The organism is Nocardia sp. Tas62D01, assembly GCF_055232035.1.
Window position 1 is genome coordinate 7,214,548 of record NZ_JBUYUZ010000001.1, and the last position, 19,877, is coordinate 7,234,424.

At 67.0% G+C, this 19,877-nt stretch carries 22 protein-coding genes; 8 read left to right on the forward strand and 14 right to left on the reverse strand.

All coding sequences use genetic code 11. From position 1 onward, the window contains the following. The first annotated feature begins 72 nt into the window (after nt 1-72). On the forward strand, nt 73-1,017 hold the full coding sequence (locus ACV7NQ_RS34465) for a short-chain dehydrogenase/reductase (RefSeq protein WP_463363375.1): 945 nt from the start codon (nt 73-75) through the stop codon (nt 1,015-1,017). Nucleotides 1,018-1,263: 246 nt separating this feature from the next. On the opposite strand, the gene ACV7NQ_RS34470 is transcribed toward ACV7NQ_RS34465, so the two are convergent. After that, the gene (locus ACV7NQ_RS34470) at nt 1,264-2,073 is read right to left on the reverse strand and encodes a putative protein N(5)-glutamine methyltransferase (protein WP_463363376.1); all 810 of its coding nucleotides are present in this window, start codon (nt 2,071-2,073) and stop codon (nt 1,264-1,266) included. Between the two features lie 55 nt (nt 2,074-2,128). Then, complete coding sequence (locus ACV7NQ_RS34475; protein WP_463363377.1) at nt 2,129-3,001, reverse strand: YdcF family protein; 873 nt, start codon at nt 2,999-3,001, stop codon at nt 2,129-2,131. Between the two features lie 218 nt (nt 3,002-3,219). On the opposite strand from ACV7NQ_RS34475, the gene ACV7NQ_RS34480 reads away from it, so the two are divergent. Continuing rightward, a complete protein-coding gene (locus tag ACV7NQ_RS34480; RefSeq protein WP_463363378.1) occupies nt 3,220-4,074 on the forward strand; it encodes a bifunctional 5,10-methylenetetrahydrofolate dehydrogenase/5,10-methenyltetrahydrofolate cyclohydrolase in 855 nt (284 codons plus the stop codon). A gap of 221 nt (nt 4,075-4,295) precedes the next feature. Here ACV7NQ_RS34480 and ACV7NQ_RS34485 read toward each other — a convergent pair whose 3' ends face one another. The 4 genes from ACV7NQ_RS34485 to ACV7NQ_RS34500 form a co-directional block, all read right to left on the reverse strand. Then, nucleotides 4,296-5,003 (reverse strand): hypothetical protein, encoded by a 708-nt coding sequence (locus ACV7NQ_RS34485; RefSeq protein WP_463363379.1) that lies wholly within the window; start codon nt 5,001-5,003, stop codon nt 4,296-4,298. Nucleotides 5,004-5,108: 105 nt separating this feature from the next. Next, nucleotides 5,109-5,543 carry a nucleotidyltransferase domain-containing protein gene (locus ACV7NQ_RS34490; protein WP_463363380.1) on the reverse strand — a complete coding sequence of 145 codons (435 nt, stop codon included), beginning with the start codon at nt 5,541-5,543 and terminating at the stop codon, nt 5,109-5,111. Nucleotides 5,544-5,697: 154 nt separating this feature from the next. Beyond that, nucleotides 5,698-6,450, reverse strand: a complete 753-nt coding sequence (locus tag ACV7NQ_RS34495; RefSeq protein WP_463363381.1) for a L,D-transpeptidase — start codon at nt 6,448-6,450, stop codon at nt 5,698-5,700. A gap of 197 nt (nt 6,451-6,647) precedes the next feature. Beyond that, the gene (locus tag ACV7NQ_RS34500) at nt 6,648-7,307 is read right to left on the reverse strand and encodes a cyclodeaminase/cyclohydrolase family protein (RefSeq protein WP_463363382.1); all 660 of its coding nucleotides are present in this window, start codon (nt 7,305-7,307) and stop codon (nt 6,648-6,650) included. 114 nt (nt 7,308-7,421) lie between these two features. Here ACV7NQ_RS34500 and ACV7NQ_RS34505 point away from each other — a divergent pair, with 114 nt between their 5' ends. After that, nucleotides 7,422-8,459: an LLM class F420-dependent oxidoreductase gene (locus ACV7NQ_RS34505; RefSeq protein ID WP_463363383.1), complete on the forward strand. Its 1,038-nt coding sequence runs from the start codon at nt 7,422-7,424 to the stop codon at nt 8,457-8,459. A 60-nt stretch (nt 8,460-8,519) separates the two neighbouring features. On the opposite strand, the gene ACV7NQ_RS34510 is transcribed toward ACV7NQ_RS34505, so the two are convergent. The 7 genes from ACV7NQ_RS34510 to mftR all read right to left on the reverse strand — a co-directional run bounded on the left by ACV7NQ_RS34510 (nt 8,520) and on the right by mftR (nt 14,294). After that, a complete protein-coding gene (locus ACV7NQ_RS34510) occupies nt 8,520-8,858 on the reverse strand; it encodes an STAS domain-containing protein (RefSeq protein ID WP_463365930.1) in 339 nt (112 codons plus the stop codon). An 84-nt stretch (nt 8,859-8,942) separates the two neighbouring features. Then, a complete protein-coding gene (locus ACV7NQ_RS34515) occupies nt 8,943-11,231 on the reverse strand; it encodes a SpoIIE family protein phosphatase (protein WP_463363384.1) in 2,289 nt (762 codons plus the stop codon). Next, nucleotides 11,228-11,863, reverse strand: a complete 636-nt coding sequence (locus ACV7NQ_RS34520) for a SpoIIE family protein phosphatase (protein ID WP_463363385.1) — start codon at nt 11,861-11,863, stop codon at nt 11,228-11,230. Before ACV7NQ_RS34520 ends, ACV7NQ_RS34515 begins: the two co-directional genes overlap by 4 nt. Beyond that, on the reverse strand, nt 11,856-12,281 hold the full coding sequence (locus tag ACV7NQ_RS34525; protein WP_463363386.1) for an ATP-binding protein: 426 nt from the start codon (nt 12,279-12,281) through the stop codon (nt 11,856-11,858). Before ACV7NQ_RS34525 ends, ACV7NQ_RS34520 begins: the two co-directional genes overlap by 8 nt. After that, on the reverse strand, nt 12,259-12,648 hold the full coding sequence (locus ACV7NQ_RS34530) for an STAS domain-containing protein (protein ID WP_328400287.1): 390 nt from the start codon (nt 12,646-12,648) through the stop codon (nt 12,259-12,261). Before ACV7NQ_RS34530 ends, ACV7NQ_RS34525 begins: the two co-directional genes overlap by 23 nt. Nucleotides 12,649-12,660: 12 nt before the next feature. After that, nucleotides 12,661-13,566 (reverse strand): STAS domain-containing protein, encoded by a 906-nt coding sequence (locus ACV7NQ_RS34535; protein ID WP_463363387.1) that lies wholly within the window; start codon nt 13,564-13,566, stop codon nt 12,661-12,663. Nucleotides 13,567-13,691: 125 nt separating this feature from the next. Further along, a complete protein-coding gene (gene mftR, locus ACV7NQ_RS34540) occupies nt 13,692-14,294 on the reverse strand; it encodes a mycofactocin system transcriptional regulator (RefSeq protein ID WP_463363388.1) in 603 nt (200 codons plus the stop codon). Nucleotides 14,295-14,334: 40 nt separating this feature from the next. Between mftR and mftE the strand changes: the two genes are divergently transcribed. Together mftE and mftD are read left to right on the forward strand one after the other, a co-directional pair. Continuing rightward, the gene (mftE, locus tag ACV7NQ_RS34545; protein WP_463363389.1) at nt 14,335-15,039 is read left to right on the forward strand and encodes a mycofactocin biosynthesis peptidyl-dipeptidase MftE; all 705 of its coding nucleotides are present in this window, start codon (nt 14,335-14,337) and stop codon (nt 15,037-15,039) included. Beyond that, a complete protein-coding gene (gene mftD / locus ACV7NQ_RS34550) occupies nt 15,036-16,262 on the forward strand; it encodes a pre-mycofactocin synthase MftD (RefSeq protein ID WP_463363390.1) in 1,227 nt (408 codons plus the stop codon). The genes mftE and mftD overlap by 4 nt, the downstream gene beginning before the upstream one ends. A gap of 26 nt (nt 16,263-16,288) precedes the next feature. Here the strand turns inward: mftD and ACV7NQ_RS34555 are convergent, their stop codons facing one another. Beyond that, nucleotides 16,289-16,759: a MarR family winged helix-turn-helix transcriptional regulator gene (locus tag ACV7NQ_RS34555; protein WP_463363391.1), complete on the reverse strand. Its 471-nt coding sequence runs from the start codon at nt 16,757-16,759 to the stop codon at nt 16,289-16,291. A gap of 265 nt (nt 16,760-17,024) precedes the next feature. On the opposite strand from ACV7NQ_RS34555, the gene ACV7NQ_RS34560 reads away from it, so the two are divergent. The 3 genes from ACV7NQ_RS34560 to ACV7NQ_RS34570 all read left to right on the forward strand — a co-directional run bounded on the left by ACV7NQ_RS34560 (nt 17,025) and on the right by ACV7NQ_RS34570 (nt 19,810). After that, nucleotides 17,025-18,701: a fumarate hydratase gene (locus ACV7NQ_RS34560; RefSeq protein WP_463363392.1), complete on the forward strand. Its 1,677-nt coding sequence runs from the start codon at nt 17,025-17,027 to the stop codon at nt 18,699-18,701. 75 nt (nt 18,702-18,776) lie between these two features. Then, nucleotides 18,777-18,953, forward strand: a complete 177-nt coding sequence (locus ACV7NQ_RS34565; RefSeq protein WP_463363393.1) for a hypothetical protein — start codon at nt 18,777-18,779, stop codon at nt 18,951-18,953. Between the two features lie 422 nt (nt 18,954-19,375). Further along, complete coding sequence (locus ACV7NQ_RS34570) at nt 19,376-19,810, forward strand: M15 family metallopeptidase (RefSeq protein ID WP_463365931.1); 435 nt, start codon at nt 19,376-19,378, stop codon at nt 19,808-19,810. Nucleotides 19,811-19,877 lie beyond the last annotated feature (67 nt).

Genomic DNA, 19,877 nt, shown 5'->3' on the forward strand with positions numbered 1-19,877 from the left:
CCCTGACCGTAGCTTCGAATATCGGCGGCGCACAAGATGATTCGATGACGAGTCGTCGGAGATAGGGGTGTGATGAGCAGCTTCGTGTTCGGACTGGCACGCCAACTGCTGGCGTTCGCGACGAGCCCGGGCGCCGAGCTGGACGTGCGCGATCGGGTGGTCGTGATCACCGGTGCGGGTACCGGCATCGGTCGTGCGCTGGCCGAAAAGCTCTATCGCGCGGGCGCGCTCGTGGCGCTGATCGATATCGACGAACCCGCCGCGGCGCGGGTGGGCCGATCGATGGGGGAGCGAGCGCTCGTCGTTCGCGCGGACGTGTCCGATCGAATCGGTATGCGCGAGGCCATATCTCGGGTGTGCGAACGATTCGGCCGGATCGATGTGCTGGTCGCCAATGCGGGCGTTGCCCCGGAACCGGCGACCATCAGGACGATGAATCCCGCCGATTTCGACCGCGTGATCGGCGTCAACCTCACCGGGGTGTTCAACACCGTGCACCCGGCGCTGGACGACATCGTCGCCGCCCGTGGCCACGTCGTTGTGGTGTCGTCCGCGGCGGCCTTTGCGCCGGGCATGGCCGGATCGCCGTACATGGTGAGCAAGGCCGCAGTCGAGCAGTTCGGCCGAGCGCTGCGGGTGGAACTCGCCGCGGTCGGCGCCACCGCGGGCATTGCCTATTTCGGCATCGTCGAAACCAGCATGACTCGTACCGCCCTCGACGAGGATGAGCTCGGCGCGAATGTCGCCGCACTGCTCCCATGGCCGCTCAGTCGGCGCATCAGCGTGAGCGAGGCCGCCGAATCGATCGCGCAGGGCATCGCCCACCGCGCGTCACGCACCATGGCTCCCGTCCAGTGGGAGCCGTATGCCCTGCTGCGCGGCGCGGTCAACGTGGTGCTCGACGATTGGCTCGCTGGCGACGAACGGGTTCGCGCTTTGATCAACCGCGTCGAGCAGCGGCACGTCGCACCGATCGCGGCCGAGAAGTCGCCGCGCGAATCAACGCCGGATCGGTGAACGTCAACGAGGGCTTGCTCGAGTACATCGATACCCAAACCATCGCGGTACAGCGGGTTTTGTCGATCGCGTGCCGGGGATGTCCGAAGAGCTGCGGGCCAAGACCATGACGCTGTACTTCGGCGTTCCTCCAACCGACAGACATCGGCACGATGAGACCGGACGTCTACCGTTGCCGCTCCTCGTCATGCATGGCGCGGAAGGTATCAGATACAGTCGTTGACCTGCAATGATTCTGATGTTTGTTCAGTTCATAGGCCACGTACCGATGACGACCGTGGCGTACATCTCCTCGGATTCCGCAACGCGGGCGGTGAATCCGTGGTCGGTCAGCGCGGCTGTCGCGATCGGAGCCTGTGCCGCGCTGGATTCGACAAGGAGGTGACCGCCGGGCGCGAGCCAGGTCTGCGCGGCGTCGACCACTCGGCGGAAGATGTCCAGACCGTCGGGGCCACCGTCAAGCGCCGTGCGTAGCTCATAGTCACGTGCTTCCGGGGGCATGTGCGCGATCATCTCGGACGGCACGTACGGGGTGTTCGCGAGGAGAATGTCGATGCGCCCACGCAGATCGTGGGGGAGCGGCTCGAACAGGTCACCCTCATACACCGGGGCGCCGATCGGTGTGAGATTGCGCCGCGCGCACTCGACGGCAGCGGGCTCGATGTCGGCGGCAGTGAGGTCGATCAAACGTCCTTCGGCGGCCAGTGTCGTCGCCAGTGCGAGACCCAATGCGCCCGAGCCGCAGCACATATCGACCACAAGCAGGCTGTCGCCAGAGTGTGCGCGCGCGAGCTCCGCGGCCTCGTCGACGAGGAATCCCGTGCGTTGCCGTGGCACGAACACCCCGGGCGCCACTGCGACGCGCAACCCGTGGAACTCGGCCCAGCCGAGCAGATACTCCAACGGCGTGCCCGAAACCCGTTGTCCGACCAGGATCTCCAAGTCGGCGCCGGTTTCCGCGGCTGCGGTGGCCAGCAGCGCGGCTTCCTCTTCGGCGAACACGCAGCCGGCCGCGCGCAGGCGCGCGGCTAGATCGGTACTTCCCGTTGGTCTCACCCGGACATCCTGCCTGGTCCCGCGCAGTGCAGGCCAACCGATATCCGGGTCGGCGCTAGCGCGCGATGGACAACTGGAACGTCCGGGTGGCGTCGAGATAGATGCCGCGCTGGTTCTGCTTTGCCGGTGGCAGCAGCTGTGACACCAGCTGTTCCAGCGAGGTGGTGGCGCCGACCACCCGGGTTCCGGCGACCATGAAGTCGGCGACCGCGCGGCGAATGTGGTTGGGGGAGGACACCACTACCGCGCTGTTCGCGCCGAGATCGCGCAGCATTCTGGTGCTGAACAGGGCGTTCTGCACGGTCGAGCCGGCCCGGGTCTCGAGATTGATGCGGTTGGCGGGCAGGCCCTTGCCGACCAGCCAGGCGCGCATGGCCTCGGCCTCGGTAATGCCGTTCTGCGGGTTGCCGCCGGTCACCACGACCGGCGAGAACGGTGAGGCGATCGCCTGCAGCCAGGCCGCGATGAGTCGGTTCACCAGCTCCGGACGTAGCGACCCGTCCGGTTGTAGGCCGTAGCCGCACACCACGATCCCGGTTTGCGGGCCGACGAGGGCGGGCAGCGGATTAGGCAGGGTGCCGACGGCGGCGCTGATGGCGCCGAGCACGTTGTTGGTGCCCTGTGCCATGGCCGGGTCGACCGCGGACAGGCGAGCCATCGCGGCGGCAGTGGCGGGCAGGTCACCCGCGTAGTGCGACCAAATCGCCTGCAGCGACAGCGCCTCGGCGTCGGAGGGATCCGCGCCGATCAGTTGCCACAGCTCGGAGCGGCCCGCGGCATCGTTGCCGTCGGTGAAGTTGCGTTGGGCGGAGTTGTAGAGGGCGTCGGTATCCGGGGCCGCCTGGGCGGGCGCGCCGGCAAGACCGGTAATGGTTAGGGCCGCGAACGAGGTCGCGAGCAGGGTTTTCCAATGCCTCGAGATCTTCACTTCAGTCGACACCTTTCCGCGCATGAAACGGGCTTCTCGGTAGATCAGCTGACAGTTAGCCGGGGCAAGCAACCACAACGATACGACTGGTACGGGTCATAATCGCGTAATTGCCGGGGCCTAATCCGCCGCTTATTTCCGGTGCCAGGGCAAACCGGTCCGGCGCGGAGGTGCCCGCCGGAGCCAGCGGTGCGATGCGCCGGATAGGGTGTCATAACGTGGATACCGTTTCGCTGACCGGCAAGGAACTCGCCGCCGCCATCAACGCCGACACCAAGGAGCGCGCTACCGCGCTCACCGCGAGCGGTACCGCGCCGCGGCTGGCCTTGATCGTGGCCAATGACGATCCAGCCAGCGCCTGGTACGTCAACTCACTGCGCAAGGCCGCCGAACGCCTCGGAATCGTCTGCGACACCGTCGATCTCGGCGCCGACGCGAGCGTGACCACCATCCGTGAGGAACTCACCGCGCGCAGCGCGGAACGCGCGGCCGACGCGATCATGCTGCAGACGCCACTGCCCGCGGGCGTCACCCTGGACGGCGTGAGCTCCTCGATCGTCGCCACCAAGGATGTCGACGGCGTCAGCCCGCTGTCGCTGGGTCTATTGGCCACCGGTCTCGACGGCTTCGTCCCCGCCACGTCCGAAGCAGTCGTCGAACTCCTGAAGCATCACGAAATCCCGCTCTCCGGTCGGCATGTCGCGGTGGTCGGCCGTTCCAACGTCGTCGGCAAGCCACTGGCCCAACTCCTGCTCGCCGAAAACGCGACCGTCACCATCGCCCATTCCCGTACCACCGACCTCCCCTCGGTCACCTCCGCCGCCGATATCGTCGTGGCTGCCGCAGGCCGCATCGGCCTGGTCACTGGCAAGCACGTTCGCGAGGGCGCGGTCGTGATCGACGTCGGCACCAATGAGGCCCCCGACGGCAAGATCGTCGGCGATGTCGAAGCGGAGTCCGTGCGCGGCAAGGCATCCGCGCTGAGCCCCGTCCCCGGCGGCGTCGGCCCCGTCACGACCGCTCTGCTCATGCGCCACGCCGTCGTGGCCGCCGAAAAGGCCCGCCGCGTCTGAACTCCGAGGCGAAGGGTCGCGCGCCCTTCGCCTCGGCCGGTTCGTGTGGACCCGAGGCGGCGGCCGACGCCGTGTCCGCGCCTCGGCGACCCCGGAGGGCCGGGTCGGCAGCTCGATCGCGTTGGGCAGGCACACGGTTCGAGTGGACCTCGGTCTACTTCCGAATCGCCCAAAGTATGAGGCGAACCCAGACCTGCGGCCGATGTCGCGGCATTCCTTGATTACTGGGCTGCGGTGATGGCGGTGATGAGGGTTTTGTTGCCGGTGCGGGCGGTGGTGACCAGTTGGGCGTTGTAGGAGACGGATTTTGCGTCCGGGCGCTGCTCGCTGACTCGAACAAGGTATTGGCCGACGAAAGCGCCCGGGGTGATGGTGACGCAGTGGATGGTGCCGACGGGGATGCTGTCGATGCCCTGTTGGATATCGGCGGCGGGGGAGACGGCGGCGTCGGGGGCGACGACGGCGCGGACCTGTTCGCTCGAGCGTGCCACGTAGTAGGCGTATTGGAAGGCGAAGATCGCGGCGGGGCCGGAGTCGACGCCACCCACGCCGTTGCCCCGGATTGTGTTACCTACACGCCCGGCCGGGCATTGCGCGGCCGGAACGGTTGCCGACGCGGCGACCTGGGTCGGATTGGATGACGCGACCGGTGCCGGTGCCGGACCACGGAATTGCGCGAAGGCGACGGCGAGCAGTGCGGCCGCCCCGAGGGACCCGAGCAGAGCCGGCAGCCAACGTCGCGCGCTCGCCGCGCGCTGACGCCACCGCCGCCCCCGCGATCGGTCGATCATGCGCGCGTAGACCTCGTCTTCGTAGAAGTAGTCCGGGTCGTTCGGTGGATCCGGTTCGACGGGGAACTGGTCGGCCCAATCCGACCAGCCACCCTGGTAGCTCTCGCGCGGCCGCGAGCGCGTCTCCTGTCGATCCATCGCCCCACCCTTCATCAGACGCCATACCGTCACGTTCGTTCCCAACTGTGTTAGCTCCGCAGGATACTGCGCATCGGCCGCATTGTGCGAGGGGCTCGAGCGATATCATCCATGAGCGTGAGCCATTCGTGCTCCGGGTGATGCCGATGCACGTGTCCGCGGACGGTGGCGCGCTGGGTGTCGTCGAGTGGGGCGACCATGGAGCGGTCGCGTCGATTGACCCACACGCCGTGCTGGTCGGGATTGAGCAGCACGTCGATCAGCCAGGGCGACAAGGCATTCGCGCGCAGCTACACCTGATCGGCGACATCGGGAAAGCGCTCGTCGACCGGACGAATCCCGTCCGGGCCCCGCCAACCAGATGTGCAGCCGCCGACCGACTCGCGCAGCGCGGGGCAGGTCCGTGCGGAACATCGCCACGTCGACATCACTGTGCTCGCGGCGGCAACCGGTGAACGCGTCGATCGCCCAGCCGCCCGCCACCCACCAGGGCGCCTGCAGCTCGCCCAATACCGAGCCGACATCGGTGGGGGTGATCACCGCCCAAGCGCCCCACAGCTACTGGAATTCGACTTCCGCTGCGTCGCAGGGCCTTTGAATGTGGAACTCGCGCATACCCCGACGTACTTCCCCCGCTTGTGACCGGGGGCACCTTCCGACCCCGGCCGGGTCGGAAGCGGGGATGGTCGGCGGTCTACCAGTGCGCGGAGACCGGGTCGCCGACGCTCGCGATCTGGTAATACCAGGCGGCGTCGTCCGGTGCCAGATTGATGCAGCCGTGGCTGACATTGGCGTTGCCCTGGGAATCCACCGACCAGGGTGCCGAGTGGACGAAAACCCCACCCCAGGTGAGCCTTTCGGCGTACTCGCCGGTGAGCAGATAACCCTCGGGCGAGCTGAGCGGGATGCCGATGGTGCGGGAATCGAAGACGAGGGAACGGAACTGCTCGAGGATCGGGAAGGTGCCGGTCGGTGTTTCCCGACCCGGTTTGCCCATCGAGGCAGGCATGACGCGCGGTGCGCTACCACCGACGGTGACGGTAAAGGTGTGGTTCGACATATTGGCGTCGGCCACGATTCCGGCATTGGTACGGAATTCCGTTCGGGCGCTGCCTATTTGCACCGAAATGGGCGAGCTGGCGGGCAAGAATCCCGTTGGCGTCCAGGTCAATTCGCGGTCGTTCGCCCACGCGAACGTCCCGGGAAGCGGCTGGGTGGACCGGATGTCGACGGTTCGCTCGGTGCGGGCTCGATCCGCGACGGCACCGGCGAACAGGATCGTCACCGGATGTGCGATACCGACCTCTTGGCCGGCCGATGGCGTGACGGCCGCTACCGAAGCGGCTGATGGTGTTCCGATCGACGTGGCGAATGCTGCGCCGGACCCAAACGCGGCCAAGGCCATCACCATGGTCGCAAGGAACAGATAGCGAGGTACGCTCCTCATGGCTCCACCCCTTCAAGATGGTGGGTAGACAGAAATCCATTCTAGAGGAACGAGCACCCGCGGCCACCGCGATAACCGGCGATTGTTCGGGCAGATCGAACACTCGGGCATCCGACAGCGACAGATATCGGCCGTCGTACAAGCGATATCAGCCGCGCCACAGCAGCCGGATGATCTCGAAGCGGCGCTCGTCGGCGTCAGCCGCGTACCACGTGCAGTACATCGGCGTGCAATGCGTCCGCGCGTGCGGTGATCTCCTCGATGCGCATCAGCACGGGGGCGAATCGGCCACCCTGGTCGACGGTCAGGGACGCAACATTGATCTCGATATTGAGCTGCGAGCTGGTCGCCGCGGCACGGGCGGCATCGGCGGCGGCGCCGATATCGGTGACCACGTTCGGATTGCCGATCGGCAGCAACTCCGCGGCAAGCGACAGGATTTCATCGGCCTCGGCGACGACAGCGGCGGGCACCCGGGCGGCCTCGATCAGCGCGGCGGCGATGGCTTCGGTGCGCTCGGCGGCTTCCTCGGGGGTCGACTTCGGCAGCTTGTATGCCTCGCCGACGGCGGTGAAGGCGCCCGCGTCGGCATCGGCCAGGGCGAGCGCACGCCCGCAAGCGGCGTCGGCTGCTTCGATGATGCGATCGATGACCGGACGGTGATCGGCGTCCTTGGCCCGGGTGGTGTAGCGCGCCACCATCGCGATCAACGCGGCCCCTTGGGCGGCGTGTAGCGCGGCGATCGCGCCACCGCCGGGCGCGGGGACCTTCGCGGCCAGGTCGGTCAGGTACTGCGCAAGCGTGGCCCCGCCAAGCGAGGGTGCAGTTTCCTTGGGCGACGTGGTGGGCTGCGACACGGCGGGTGGCCTTTCGTTTCCTTCGGACAACAGGGAACTACCGCGAATACGCTACCGCCCGCACCCGGGTGGCCGGTGCACGCCCGGTCCGTAGCTGCGGTTATGTTGAGTGTTATGCGGATCGGATTGGGCATCAACTACTCGGGCGGTTTCAAAGAGGCGGCGGCGGAAGTGGCCGATCTGGAGCGGGCCGGCCTAGACATCGTGTTCGTCCCCGAGGCATATTCCTTCGACGCCGTCAGCGCGCTGGGTTACCTGGCCGCCAAGACCACCCGTTTGCAGCTGGCCTCGGGCATCCTGCAGATCTACACCCGCACCCCCAGCCTGACCGCGATGACCGCGGCGGGCCTGGACTTCGTCTCCGACGGCCGCTACGTGCTCGGCCTAGGCGCGTCGGGTCCGCAGGTGATCGAGGGCTTCCACGGCGTGGCCTACGACGCCCCCATCGGCCGCACCAGGGAATTGGTGGAGATCTGCCGCAAGGTGTGGCGCCGCGAACGGCTCGAATACGACGGCAAGTACTACAAGATCCCGCTGCCCGCGGGCGAGGGCACCGGCCTCGCCAAGCCGCTCAAGCTGATCAATCACCCGGTGCGCGAACGCATTCCGGTGTTGCTCGCCGCGCTCGGCCCGAAGAACGTGGAGCTGGCCGCCGAGATCGCCGAGGGCTGGCAGCCGATCTTCTTCGTGCCGGAGAAGGCCAAGGAAGTCTGGGGCGAATCGCTGGATGCCGGTCTGGCCAAACGTGATCCGATCCTCGGCGAGCTCGACGTGTATGCCGGACCGGCGCTGGCCATCGGTGAAGAGGTCACGCCGCTACTGGAATTCGTGAAACCGCATCTGGCCCTCTACATCGGCGGCATGGGCGCCAAGGGCAAGAACTTCTATCACGCCCTGGCCACCAAGTACGGCTACGGCGCCGAGGCCGACCGTATCCAGGAGCTGTACCTGGCGGGCAAGAAGGAAGAGGCCGCCAAGGTCGTCCCGGACGATCTGGTGCGCGATATCTCCCTGGTCGGCCCGGCGAGTTACGTCAAGGAGCGGGTCGCGGCCTTCGCCGAGGCGGGTGTCACCGTCCTCAACGTCGTCCCGATGGCCGCCACCCGCGGTGAGCGGGTCAAGCTGATCGAGCAGCTGCGCGAACTCTGCTGAGGCGCTGGCGGCTCGCCGCATTCGGTGCGGCGAGCCCAGCGTGGATTGTTCGAGCGGACTTCAGGATTCGCGCGTCGCGGCGAGCGCTTGGTCCAGAGTGGAATGCAGGGCGAACACCTGATCGAGGCTGGTCATCTTGAGCTGACGGCTGGTCGCCGGGCCGTCGGCGACGACGGCGATGGACGTTGCCTTCCCGGCCCGCTGGTGCGCTCCGACGAGCGCGGCCATGCCCGCCGAGGCGAGGAAACTGACCGCGGTCAGGTCGATGATCAGGGCCGCGGGTTTGGCATTGAGAATGCCCTCGATCGCGGCCTCCAGCGCGGGCGCTGTCGCTAGGTCGACCTCGCCGGCCACCGTCAGCACGGTTGCGGCGTCGTAGGACGTCACCGCGGTGGTCATCGTGTCCGCGAGGGGATACGCGTCTCCGGAAGTATTGGTCACATCATCACAATCTGCCATGAACCGGCCGTTCTCGCTGCATCGTCACCCAGAAACCTGGCGGTTCGTGCCGCGAAGCGGGTTCGCCACTGGCGATTTGATCGCGGGCAGGGTGACGGACATGCGGACGCGAGTGCCCGGTCCGGTGTGGTCGATATCGAGTTGTTCGGTCAGTGCGCGCATCATGTCGATGCCCCGGCCGCGGTGGCCGGGGTCGGCCGAGCGGGGTTTCCAGGTTCCGGTGTCGGCGACCACAATGGACACCGTCTGTGTATCGCATTCGGCGGTCAGCACCACGTGTTGCAGCTCGCCGTCGAGGTAGGCGTGTTCGATGCTGTTGCTGCACGCCTCGTTGGCCGCTGCGACCAGATCCGACGCCAGATCGTGCGGTACCGCCGCGGCGGCCAGCCACGCCTTCAGGCTCCGTCGTAGCGCCGACAGTTGATCGGCCTGAGCGGGCACGTCCAGCTGTAGCGGAGCTGGCGGCTGCCGGTAGACCACCATGGCGACGTCGTCGTCGTAGCCCGCGGCCGGGCGCAACCGCGACAGCACCGCGTCGGCCACCTCGCGCGGCAGTCTGGCCGCGGTGTCGGCGAGGACCGCGGAGATATTGGCGAAACTGTCGTCGATGTCCACGCCGCGCTGTTCGACCAGTCCGTCGGTGAACAGCACCAGCGTCGAACCGGGGGACAGCGCGGTGGTGGCCTCCGGTCGCCGCGGTGTGTCGAAGGTGGCAAGTGGCACGGCGCGGCCGCCCTCGAGCAGTCGGCCGGGCCGGCCGACGTCGGCCAGGATCGGCGGCATGTGGCCCGCGCTGCTGTAGCGGACCAGCCCGCGCACCGGATCGAGCACGGCCGCGCACACCGTGGTGCACATGGCGCCCGGAATGCGGCTTGCCACGGTGTCGAGTTCGGCGAGCAATTGCGCGGGACCCGCGCCGCCCAGCAGCAGAGTCTTTGCGGCCGTGCGCAATTGGCCCATCACCACGGCGGCGGACAAGCCTCGACCGACGCAGTCGCCGACCACGATGCCGATCGTCCTGTCCTGCAGCGGCACCACGTCATACCAGTCGCCGCCGATCTCCAATGGTGGCAGCGCGGGCTCGTAGTGCACGGAGAACCGCGGCGGCAGCTCGATCGGGCCGAGCATCGCGCGCTGCAGGGTCAGCGAGGTCGAGCGGGCCTGATCGAAGTTGCGCGCCCGCTGCACCGCGAGGCTGAGATGACCGATGAGCAGCGAGAACAACGTCCAGTCCGCGGCACTGATGGCGCGCGGCGCAGCGAAGCGCAACCACAGTGCGGCGTCGCCGGTTTCGCCGAGCGGCGCCACGATACCCTCGGAACTGTCGGTGCCCTCCGGAATCGCGACCAGGCTGCGGCCCGGCCTGCGCCGAGCCCGGTCCAGCAACGCTCGGGCTCGTGCGTCGAGCACGTCGGCCTCCGGCGCGCCCGGCCCGGTGTTCGCGGGCCGCTCCGCGTACTGTGCGGCGCCGGAGACATACACCTCCGGTCCGGAATTGCGGCTCGGCCAGACCTGCACCACCGCGACTTCCGCGCCGATGGTGCGCCGCAGCTCGTCCAGCCCGACCGCGAGCACCTCCACCACGCTGGTGGCCGCGCCGACGGCCGTGGCCAGCCGGGAGGCGGCCTGATCGCGGGCCTGGGCATCGTGTTCGGCGGTGACATCGCGGATGGTGCCGACGAAGATCTGCTCGTTGTTCTCCGGCTTGATGAGCGCGCTGGTACTCACAGCCAGCCACACGACGCGCCCGTCGCGATGCTGGATCGGAATGACGAAACGCTGTGCCTCGGTACCGAGATCGGGATAGCGCGGACTCTCGGGCATCGTCCATGGATGCGGCAGCGAGTAGGGGATATCGGCGGCGCCGTAGCCGGTCAGCGCGCCGAAGGCGGAATTGACCTCGACGATGGTGCCGTGCGCGTCGGCCACGAAGAAACCGTCCTGCAGCGACTCCACCAGCGCGGTGCGGAACGCGTCGCGGCCCGCGAGATCGTCGGCGCGAGAACGCTGTTGCTCGTAGCGGCGATTGCCGTCGAGGAAGCCGCGGGTGGCGATGTCCAGCGCGGCGAGGGTCTGGAGCAGGAATTCCAGCGCCGTCTCCGCGAGCTTGGCGTCCTGCTCGTCTGCGGGCTGCTGCGCGTCCTGCACGACGCGGAAGTGGTTCTCGGTGAGATCGAGCAGGCTGATGCCTTCGACGAGGGCGCGGCGGCCGAGGTCGTAGCCCTCCGCGAGACCGGCCTGTGTCGGCGAATCCAGGTGCCGCCGTAGCGCATCCGCGTAGGCGTCCCGAAATGCGGCCAGCGCGGCGGTCATGTCGTCACATCCGGTGGCCCGCCCCGATGGCGCGCGGCGAGCACCAGGGCATCATCGGTGTCCTTGGCGTGCTTGGCGAGAATGTCGGCGGTGATCTCGGCGGTGGACTTCGATAGGTCGATGCTCTCCGGGGAGTCGATGATGAGGCCGTCGGTTGACATCAACAGTAGGTCGCCGGGCCGCACCGAAACCGTTTGCGGCTGTAGGTTGTGCGGTAGCCGATAGCCGACGATGCCGCCGGTCAGCAGCACGGTCGCGCGGATGGTGAGCCCGATCGGACCCGCGGTCAGCACCTGCGAATCGACATTGCCGACACCGAGCCAGCGGACCGTGTCGGCGGCATCGAACAGTGCCAAAGACACTGCCGCACCGCGGGTCTCGGCCATGGCCCGATGACAGAGCACCATCAGGACGTCCAATGGTTCGGCGCGGTTCTCGGAGAGCACCTGCGCGGCCCGATCGGCGGCATCGGCGGCGGCGGCGCCATGCCCGAGCCCGTCCAGGACGGCGAACAGCACTCCGCCACTGCCGGCGTCGAGGACGACACAGCGGTCACCGGAGACGTGTTGCCCAGGTAGTGCGCGACCAGCCACCGCCCACTCGATTCGGCCGATGAACCCGTCTTCATGCACCGTTGGGTACCCACTTCCACATCTCTACCAACGTGCCCTTGCCGGGTGCCGAATCCACGTTCAGCCGATCCATTAATCGCCGGGCGCCGGGTAGTCCTAGTCCGAGGCCGCGTCCCGTCGAGTAGCCGTCGTCCAGCGCACGGGCGATGTCGAGTATGCCGGGACCCTGGTCCTCGGCCTGTACCACCAGCGCCTGCCGACCCTCCCGGTCATCGACGAGCAACCGGATCTCACCGCTGCCTGCGTAACTGGTGATATTGCGGGCGATCTCGGATATCGCGGTCGAGATCATCGTGCGGTCGGTCAGGGAAAATCCGAGCTTGGCTGCCAGTTCGCGTCCGGCCTGTCGCGCGATAACGATGTCACCGGACACCCTGACCGCGATCACCAAGTTCTCAGCGGCCACTGTCACGACCATCTCGCTGGCGACGGGCTGGCGTCTTGCGGTTCAGCCAAGCGAGGCCCTCTTCGAGATCGAGGGCAGTGTGCATATCTTCGAACGTTAGCCCGAGCTGCACCATGGCGAACGCGACTTCGGGTTGCAATCCGACGATGACCGTTTCGGCGCCGCGGAGCTGCGTCATGTGCGCGATGGTTCGCAGCGATCTCGCCGCGAAGGAATCCATCACGTCGATGGCTGTGACGTCGACGATGATGCCGTGCGCCCGATATTTGCTGACCTGCTTCATCAGGTCGTCCTGCAGGCGCTCGGTATCGGCGTCGGTCAACGCTGATTGGACCGACGCTATGAGAAAGGTGCCTTGCTTGAGTATCGGAACCGGCATGAGTGCGCCCGATCAGCGTCCGTCGCGTTCGATGGGTCGATCCGTCACGCGGGTCACCTCGTAACCCAGTAAGCGCTCGGCTTCTTCGATGCCGCCCTGCAGGTCGCCGACAGCGTTCATCTTCGACAGATCGAGCCCGATGGTCACGAGGGTGAGCGCGATTTCCGAGGACAGACCGGTGATGATGACGTTCGCGCCCATCAGGCCGGACGCGTCGACGGTCTGTACCAGGTGGTTTGCCACCGTGGAGTCGATCGCGGGCACACCGGTGATGTCGATGACGACGACCTTGGCGCGGTTGGCCCGAATGGCGCGCAGCAACTGCTCGGTGAGCTGGCGGGCGCGCTGACTGTCGAGCACACCGATGATCGGCAGGATGAGCAGCTGCTCGCGGACCTGCAGCACTGGGGTGGACAGCTCGCGGATGGCTTCCTGCTGTTGCCGGATGACGCGTTCGCGTTCCTGCACGAACGATACGGTCACGGTGTTGGCGATGCGGTTGGCGGCGGGCTCGTAGGCATCTAGTACCGCGTTGAGTAATTCGAAGTCGGCCTGGTATTTCTCGAACAGCGAGCGGGCCAGCACGTCACGCAGGAGCAGGACGATGCCGATGACCTCGTCGGTCTCGACGCCTCGCGGAATGATGCGTTCGGACAGGTCGCGCGCGTAGGCCTGCAGCGCCTCGGCGCTACCGGTTTCGAGCACCTCGACGTAGTTGTCGTAGACGGAGGTGGCCTCGGAGAAGATTTCCTCAGGGGTCATGGCGGAAAGCAACTGGGCGTCACCGATGCGGCGGGCCCATTCTTCGCGCAGTGCGGTGCGATTCTGGCGTAGATGTTCAACGAGCTGAGGCAGCAGGTTGTCGATCGTCCCAGCGGGCAGCGAGTCCGCCGAAAGGCTCATGGACACCTCGGACATGGAAATTACCAGCCCCTTTCGACGGGTTTGTCGGGATAGTCGTGCGTTCGGCTGCTCGCCGATACCGAGCCTAGTCATACCCCATCAAGGTCGCCGGTGAAACCTGCCGATAGTTCGCCTGAGGTTCATGCGGGTGGGGCGAATCCACGTGACAGGCCCGCCAGCGCCTCGTCGAGGTAGACGGTTAGGTCCGCGTCGGCACGGGCGAGCCAGGCGTCGAAGGCGGCGCGCGCGGCGGCCAGGGTGGTGCGGCCGACTGCCAGTGGGAGCAGGCTGTCCTCGGGCTGGCCGAGCCGCTGCGCGGCGAAGGCGCTGACCGCGCGTTCCCAGGCGTCGTAGTGCGCGCCCGCGGTGGCGGTCAGGGCCGGGATGGCGGCAACCAGGTGCATGCGGACACGTAGCTCGGGGACGTCCTCGGCGCGATATCGGTTGGCGTTCACCACGACTCGACGCACTGCGGTCATCATCGGAACGTCGTCGGGCACCGTGGCGAAGGCTTCACGCAATGCGGTGACCTCGTCGTCGAACTGGTACCAGAGCACCTCGGCCTTGGTGGGGAAGTAGCGGAAGAAGGTGCGCCCGCTGATGCCCGCGGCCGCGGCGATCTGCTCGACCGTCGTGTCGTCGAAGCCCTGTTCGGTGAACAGTCGCATGGCGATCAATTCGAGTTCGCGCTTGGTGGTGCCGCGCGGGCGGCCACGTGTGGTGCGATTCGGCTCGGGTGTCACGGCTATTGATTATGTCAGTGACTGACGATAATCTCGCGTCATGTTGGTGGCGGATCTCACGTGGCCCGAGGCGGGCGAGCGCGCCGCCGCGGGCGTGATCCTGGCCGTGCCGGTGGGCGCGACCGAACAGCACGGCCCGCACCTGCCGCTGTCCACCGATACCGATATCGCGGTGGCATTGTGCACGCGACTGGCCGCGCTGCGCCCGGATGTACTTGTCGCGCCGGCGATTCCGTACGGCTCGAGCGGAGAGCACGCGGGGTTTCCCGGCACTATGTCGATCGGTCAGGCCGCGTTGGAGTTGCTGATCGTGGAGCTGTGCCGTTCGGCCACCGATACCTTCGACCGCATCCTGCTGGTCAGCGGGCACGGCGGCAACCTCGAACCGTTGGGCAAGGCGGGCGAGTCGCTGCGCGGCGAGTCTCGCGACGTGCGCGTGTATATGCCCCGATACGAGGGCGACCCGCACGCGGGACGCTCGGAGACCGCGATCGCGCTGGCGCTGCGCCCTGACCTGGTTCGCGCGGAGCGTGCCGCCGCTGGTGACACCCGGCCACTTGCCGAAATCCTGCCGCTACTGCGAGCCGGGGGAGTCCGCGCGGTCAGCGCCAACGGCGTCCTCGGCGACCCCGTCGGCGCGAACGCCGACGAAGGCGCCGCGCTGCTCGCGCATCTGACTACCGACCTGAATGACAAAACCCGGCTGTGGTGGCCGGTGGCTTCCCGGGAAAGGACCCGAACATGAACCCGTGGTTCGAAACAGTCGCCGAGGCGCAGCGGCGCGCGAAGAAACGACTGCCGAAATCCGTGTACAGCGCGCTGATCGCCGGCTCGGAGCGCGGCCAGACCATCGAGGAAAACCAGCGGGCGTTCACCGAACTGGGTTTCGCGCCGCACGTCGCGGGCCCGATCGGCGACCGTGACCAGTCGACAACCATACTGGGACAGCAGCTTTCGATGCCGGTGCTGATTTCGCCCACCGGCGTGCAGGCGGTACACCCCGACGGTGAGGTGGCCGTCGCACGCGCGGCGGCGGCACGCGGCATCGCCATGGGGCTCAGCTCGTTTGCCAGCAAGCCCATCGAAGAGGTCATCGCGGCCAACCCGTCGACCTTCTTCCAGTTGTACTGGTGTGGCAGCAAGGACGAAATCCTGCAGCGAATGGACCGGGCCAAGGCGGCGGGCGCGGTCGGCCTGATCCTCACCCTGGACTGGTCGTTCTCGCACGGACGCGACTGGGGCAGCCCGGTGATCCCGGAGAAGCTCGACCTGCCGGCCATGCTGCGGTTCGCGCCGCAGACCCTGATCAAGCCGCGCTGGCTGAGCACCTACCTCAAGTCCGGGCGCATTCCCGACCTCACCGCACCGAACATGGCCATCGGCGGCGGTCCCGCTCCCGGATTCTTCGGCGCCTACGGCGAATGGATGGGCACCCCTGCACCCGACTGGGCGGACGTGCGCTGGATCTGCGAACAGTGGGCGGGGCCGGTCATGCTCAAGGGCGTGATGCGGGTGGACGACGCACTGCGCGCGGTCGATTCGGGCGTCGCGGGCATCTCGGTGTCCAACCACGGCGGCAACAATCTCGACGGTACCCCCGCCGCGATTCGTGCCCTGCCGGTGGTGGCAGACGCCGTCGGCTCCCAGATCGACGTGGTGCTCGACGGCGGCATCCGCCGCGGCAGCGATGTCGTCAAGGCGGTCGCGCTCGGCGCCCGCGCGGTCATGATCGGGCGCGCCTACCTGTGGGGCCTCGCCGCGAACGGCCAGGCGGGCGTCGAGAACGTCCTCGATATCCTGCGCGGCGGCATCGATTCGGCACTGCTCGGTCTGCGCAAGACCTCGGTGCAGGATCTGGACCGGTCGGATCTGATCGTGCCGGAGGGCTTTGAGCGGGCGCTCGGCATCCCGGCCCGCCCTGCGGAGGTTTCCACGCGCCCGGCCACGGAAGCCGTGGTGGCCGGATAGATTCGTCGATCGGCGGGCTCGGGCAGTCAGTCCGGGGCCGCCGCTTTTCGATGGTGGGTCAGCAGCGTGTCGTAGATGTCGGCGAGCGCGGCTAATTGCTGGCGATCGAGCACATCGACCATGTGTTTGCGCACGCTCTGGACGTGCGCGGGCGCTGCGGTCGACAAGACGTCGGCGCCACGCGGGGAGAGCCGGGCGGCGGTGCGGCGGGCGTCGTCGGGGATCGGTTCCCTGGCCACCAGGCCGCGTTTCTCCATTCGGGTGATCTGATGAGAGAGCCTGCTCTGCGACCACTCCAGCTTGGCGGCCAGATCGGCGAAGGTCAGGCGGTGATCCGGCTCGCCGGCGAGATATGCCAGCACCGAGTATTCGACGTAGGTGAGGTTCGACTGGCGGGACGAGTCGCGCCCGACCGCCGCGGCGATGAGGTCGCGGGTGCGCACGAAGCCGAGCCACGCGCGCATTTCGATGTCATTGAGCCAATGGGCATCGGTCACGATAGCGCTCCAAACTATGACGTGTCATGTAAATTGTCGCGCGCCCCTGGGCCCGGTGACAACTTGTCAGAATTGAGAGGTAGCACCACGGGGGTTGAACGTGCAACCTTTTCGGGTAATGCCTATACAAAGGGTTGCCTAAGCATCGGTCCTTCGCGGTGTGGTGGATAGGCTCGGCGTGCTAGTGACCAGCCCCTGGCTGTGCTTCAGTCCCAGGCCCGCCTGTGCCCGAGCCCCAGCCCCGCCGCCCATAGGAGTGCGACCCGTGACCGCGCCGGAGTTCCGCTATTCAGATCTGCTGCCGATCGGCGCCGACGACACCCCCTATCGGTTGATCACCACCGAGGGCGTCAGCACTTTCGAAAACAACGGCCGCACCTTCCTGCAGGTCGAGCCCGAGGCGCTGCGGCTGCTGACCGCCGAGGCGATGCACGACATCAGCCACTACCTGCGGCCCGCACATCTGTCCCAGCTGCGCAAGATCATCGATGACCCGGAGTCCAGCGGCAATGACCGCTTCGTCGCGCTGGACCTGCTCAAGAACGTCAACATCTCCGCGGGCGGAATCCTGCCGATGTGCCAGGACACCGGCACCGCGATCGTGATGGGCAAGAAGTCCGAGGGCGTGCTGACCGGCGTGGACGACGCTGAATGGATCAGCCGTGGCGTGTTCGATGCCTACACCAAGCTGAACCTGCGCTACTCGCAGCTCGCGCCCGTCACCATGTGGGACGAGAAGAACACCGGGACCAATCTGCCCGCGCAGATCGAGTTGTACTCCACCGCAGGCGATCCCGCGCATCCGGCCTACAAGTTCCTGTTCATGGCCAAGGGCGGCGGTTCGGCGAACAAGTCCTTCCTGTATCAGGAGACCAAGGCGGTGCTCAACCCGGAGCGCATGCTGGAGTTCCTGGACGAGAAGATCCGCTCGCTGGGCACCGCGGCCTGCCCGCCATACCACCTTGCGGTCGTAATCGGCGGCACCAGTGCCGAATTCGCGCTGAAGACGGCCAAATACGCATCCGCGCACTACCTGGACAGCCTGCCGACCGAGGGTTCCCTTGCGGCCCATGCCTTCCGGGATCTGGAGCTCGAAGAAGAAGTCTTCGAGCTCACCCAGGAGTTCGGTATAGGCGCCCAATTCGGCGGCAAGTACTTCTGCCACGATGTGCGCGTCGTGCGCCTGCCCCGGCACGGCGCCAGCTGCCCGGTCGCGATCGCGGTTTCCTGCTCGGCCGACCGGCAGGCGCTGGCCAAGATAACCCCGGAGGGTGTGTTCCTGGAGCAGCTCGAGCGCGAGCCCGCGCACTACCTGCCCGAGCAGACCGACTCCATCCTCGGTGGCGAGGTGGTGCAGATCGACCTGAACCGGCCGATGTCGGAGATTCGTGCCGAACTGTCGAAATACCCGGTGAAGACCCGGCTTTCGCTGACCGGCCCGCTGGTGGTCGCGCGCGATATCGCACACGCCAAGATCAAGGAGCGGCTCGACGCGGGCGAGCCCATGCCGGAGTACCTGCGCGATATGGCCGTCTACTACGCCGGTCCCGCGAAGACGCCCGAGGGCTACGCGTCGGGATCCTTCGGCCCGACCACGGCCGGTCGCATGGACTCCTACGTCGATCAGTTCCAGGCCGCTGGCGGCTCGTTCGTCATGCTGGCCAAGGGCAATCGCTCGGCCCAGGTGACCAAGGCATGCAAGGAGTACGGCGGTTTTTACCTAGGCTCGATCGGCGGACCAGCCGCGCGGCTGGCGCTGGACTGCATTAAATCCGTCGAGGTGCTCGAGTATCAGGAACTGGGCATGGAAGCCGTCTGGAAGATCGAGGTCGAAGATTTTCCGGCGTTCGTCGTCGTCGACGACAAGGGCAACGATTTCTTCGCCGAAACGCAGAAGCCTATCGCCCTTCGGGTGCGGACGCGGTCGAAGGAACGCGACTGAAACACGTCTGAACTGGGCGTCTGACCGCCACAAGGGCAACTACGCGGACACGGAAATGTCACCCCGGTCGCCGGTGTGGCGTTTGCGGAGGACGGCGGCTTCGGTGTGGTGACCCGAATCGTCGACGAGTTCACCGTGCGCGATGCGGTGATCGAGGCCGATCGGCCGTTGCGGACGGGGGATCGGGTGTGGGTCGAGTTCGTCGACAATTCGGACACGGATGCCGTGCTGAAACTCGTACAGGCTCGGTAGGTTCCGGAATCGGTAATAGCAGCGCCCGTCCCGAAGTGATCCACAACACTGGAATAGATTGTGGACAACGATCTTTCCTGTGGACAACACGCCGACGCACACGCCGGTTCGGCCTTGCTCGTCGGTAACGCATACGCCCGCAAGGGTTTTCTGGCTACGGCGTCCTGAGGACATCCTGCTGTCAGCACATTCGCCGGTGTGTTGCTGAATTCGAAGACCCGGCTCACGCTTCGTCGATCGGGGACACACGCACTGTGAAGTGAACCCATGTCGCGCGGTCGGGCCGTGGCGTCCGACCTGGACCGGCGGAGGAGCGCTTTAGTATCGCCGATATGTTGCTGACACGCAGTGTGCAGAGGAATCGGATCCTGCTCGGCCTACCCGCGGCAATGCTGCCGGCGCTCGTGGCCACCGCATTGTCGATGCCCACCGCGGCCGCCGCGTCGGTCGATCAGCGCGTGGTGACCAGCTCGGCGGCCGGGACCGACGGGCTCGAGCCGAAGCTCGCGCTGGCCTACACGCTGGCGGAGAACGAGGCGCACGCCGAGGGTGTGGATCTGTCCATCACCTCGGGGTACCGCACGCCGGAGGAGCAGGAGGCGATGTGGCTCGACGGGCTGCGGACCTACGGCAGCCCGGAGGAGGCGCGGCGCTGGGTACTGCCGCCCTCGGAGTCGACACACGTGTCGGGTCAGGCCATCGATGTCGGTCCGCGTGCCGGTGCGCAATGGCTCGAGACGAACGGTAATCGGTGGGGGCTGTGCACGATCTACGAAAACGAGTGGTGGCACTTCAAACTCGCGACCGTGCCGAGCATGGTCTGCCCGCCGCTGCGCGCGGACGCGAGCGAGCGGTAGGAATTACAGCGGATCGCCGTCGAGCAGCGGTTCGATCCGGCGGTAGGCCTCGCGGACCTACGCCGTC